Origin of the sequence: Aeromonas diversa CDC 2478-85 (genome assembly GCF_000819805.1) — a bacterium.
GTDB lineage: Bacteria > Pseudomonadota > Gammaproteobacteria > Enterobacterales > Aeromonadaceae > Aeromonas > Aeromonas diversa.
Genome location: NZ_CDCE01000029.1, coordinates 1 through 2,635 on the forward strand (window position 1 = coordinate 1; position 2,635 = coordinate 2,635).

A 2,635-nucleotide genomic window follows, 5' to 3' on the forward strand; every position below is an offset into this window, starting at 1 on the left:
GGATTTGATCAACAACGCCACTCCAACGAGACGGTTGCCAAACGGTTATGTTAGCGAGTGGAGCGGGGGAGGGAAGCAGGAGACGATGGTTTCCTGAGCAAGATCAATAAATTAATCAGCTTGCGCAGAAAATGGGACAATCACCATTTTGGTTCTGTTGGCCACTACGCGGCACTCAGAACGGTAGGTGTCCCAATTTCCATTCATTATGCCTCCATTCGCCGAACGCCGCGTTAAGGGGTGAATGCCGCACAAATCAACATTTCACAGATCACCATCAGCATCAACACTCATCGCATGCCAAAAATGCCACGCGGCATGAATCCTTCTTGAACACCTTGTTCGGTGAGATTATACCGCTGAAATATAAACACAAACCTCTCGCTCATCACCTTGCATACGAAGTGTTTGATTTTCTATGTAGGTAACACCAAGTTTATCGATAACCGATTTTGAGCGATCATTACCAACAAGATGCATGACCTTTAACACTGTCAATCCGTGGTGTTCTTTTGCGTGTTTAATTAAAGCCTTTGACGCTTCTGTCGCATAACCTAGCCCCCAAAAATCGACCCCGAGCCAATAACCTAAGGTACCTTGTCCATCTTTTAATCTCGGCAGGCTCACGGCGCCAATAAGTGCTAGCGATTCTCTATGTACGATCGCATAAACAAGGCTTTTACCGCTGGCAAAGCCGCTTTCATGTGTCTCAATCCATGATATGGCATCTGAAATTTCATATGGATGCGGTATGTTTGCCGTCATCTCTGCAATTCGTTCATCGCCCGCCAATACCGATACTCGCTCTGCATCAGACAATTCAAATGATCTAAGGATTAAACGTTCAGTTTCCAAAATTGGTTGCATTATTCCCCCTGCTCACCTAACCGTGTTGAGATAGAGGATGTTACTAATCCGTTAGTCGAGCGTTCCATATAACTCCGTCACATCTTCATCGCCGCCAAGTAAAAACAATCATTAAATAAGAATATCATCAGCTAACCTTGGGTGCCTGAACGTATTCGCTTGACATCCTCTTTTTGCGCTACAAATTACTACTGTGTGAAAAAAGTGTGTGGGCCAGTAATGGAAAACGCCGCCAAACCTCGCCTGTGTGAGCTGGTCAGGGTAGTGATGCGTTTGCATCACGAAATGAAAATGGGGCAGTTACCATTATGGGCAACCCCGACGAGATACTGACAACTGTTATGTTAGCGTGCGAGATCGGAGGGGAACACAAACCCTGCTTGCCCGATCGCTTATGGGGGCGTTATTTAGATCGCGGTGATAATAATGGTCGCTGTTACAGTGATTATTGTGCTACAAGTCAGTGATGAGTGGGGAATATGAAACAATATAGGGAGATTAGGCGCCGGATGACATGCGCAGAACTTCGGCTGCCTTTTTATTTCGATAGTCATTTGCTGTTTCGGGTGAAATGTCTCTGAGTTCTTCCATGTTGAGTTCTTTATAAGGGGTGGCAAAGTCCTGGATTAGTTTTTTGTCGGCCTCATTAATGAGGCTGTGTTTTGATAATGCCCATATCGCATCGTATGAAACCCAGTCGTTTCCATCCTTGAGTAAGCTGCGCACGGACTCTACGTTTGATCTGGCAAACTCCCCACCCACAAAACGAACGGTAGTGACCATTGCTCTTCGTACAAACGCGTTGTGATTGCCAACGAAATCATCATAGATTCGCTGCACCTTGCTGTTTGGATACAGTTCTGCCAACTCTCTTGATAAAGAGAATATCTCAATAGGCAGACAGATTTCTGCTTCGGACAATTGCTTTAGTTTTTTCTTGATAGAATGGAATTTTAAAAACGTTATCATGGTTTCCCCAAATGTATAATGCTTGCCATAGAGCACGGCAAGCTAAAATGAAGTGACGCTTTGTTGTTTCTATCGCCTGCTATTGATGATTTTTAGAGCTACAGGAACGAAATTGGAACCGTCTCCATGCCGAGAGGCGCACAGTGATAGCGACTGGTTGGGCCATCTCATCCGGCAAGGCTACCGCCCCTGAATTTCAGCCCCCAGTCTGCTGCGGTTAACCTGCGATGTTGCGTAGGCTGGGCTCATGGGTGACTCCAACGAGACGGTTGCCAAACGGCTATGTTAGCGAGCCGTGCTGGTAATGGAAGGGGGAGGCGAAGGTTTCATTAGCAAGATCAATAAATTAATCAGCTTGAGTCGTGTTGGAGTAGAGCAGCAATACCGAATGGGCTAATCAGTTCGTCGTTCCAGTTATCAGCAAGAGCAACAGGGCGGCAGGGTATTGGCTCCCCCCTTCAATCCGCCGAGGGTAGGGGCAAGGTCAGGGACGATCAGTGGCTACATCAATGCATCCAGTATCGGTAAGAGTATCAGAGGGGCACGGTATTGGTTCCCCCTCTGATTCGCCGAGGTGAAGCCATCATGCTTGGTCGCGAGACAGGGATGTCGAGCGAGAGGCGGCGGTCCAAGGGCCAATTCGGATCAGGGCGAGCGCTGCTCGACCCCGATTTGGCGCGAGAACAAGGAAGTTCGAAGCGGGCTTGGCCAAAGCCATGGATGGCGTAAGCCAAAGGACCGTCGGCGCGTGCCGTCGGCCTGATGGCTGAGGCGAGGGTACTCGACGAAGGAGAGCGAA

2 protein-coding genes are annotated in these 2,635 nt (G+C 48.1%); both read right to left on the reverse strand.

The genetic code is table 11. The features are described 5' to 3' along the window. Nucleotides 1-351: 351 nt before the first annotated feature. On the reverse strand, nucleotides 352-867 hold the full coding sequence (locus BN1121_RS19440; protein ID WP_005363753.1) for a GNAT family N-acetyltransferase: 516 nt from the start codon (nucleotides 865-867) through the stop codon (nucleotides 352-354). Between the two features lie 498 nt (nucleotides 868-1,365). Beyond that, on the reverse strand, nucleotides 1,366-1,836 hold the full coding sequence (locus tag BN1121_RS09430; RefSeq protein ID WP_005363750.1) for a hypothetical protein: 471 nt from the start codon (nucleotides 1,834-1,836) through the stop codon (nucleotides 1,366-1,368). Nucleotides 1,837-2,635: the final 799 nt, after the last annotated feature.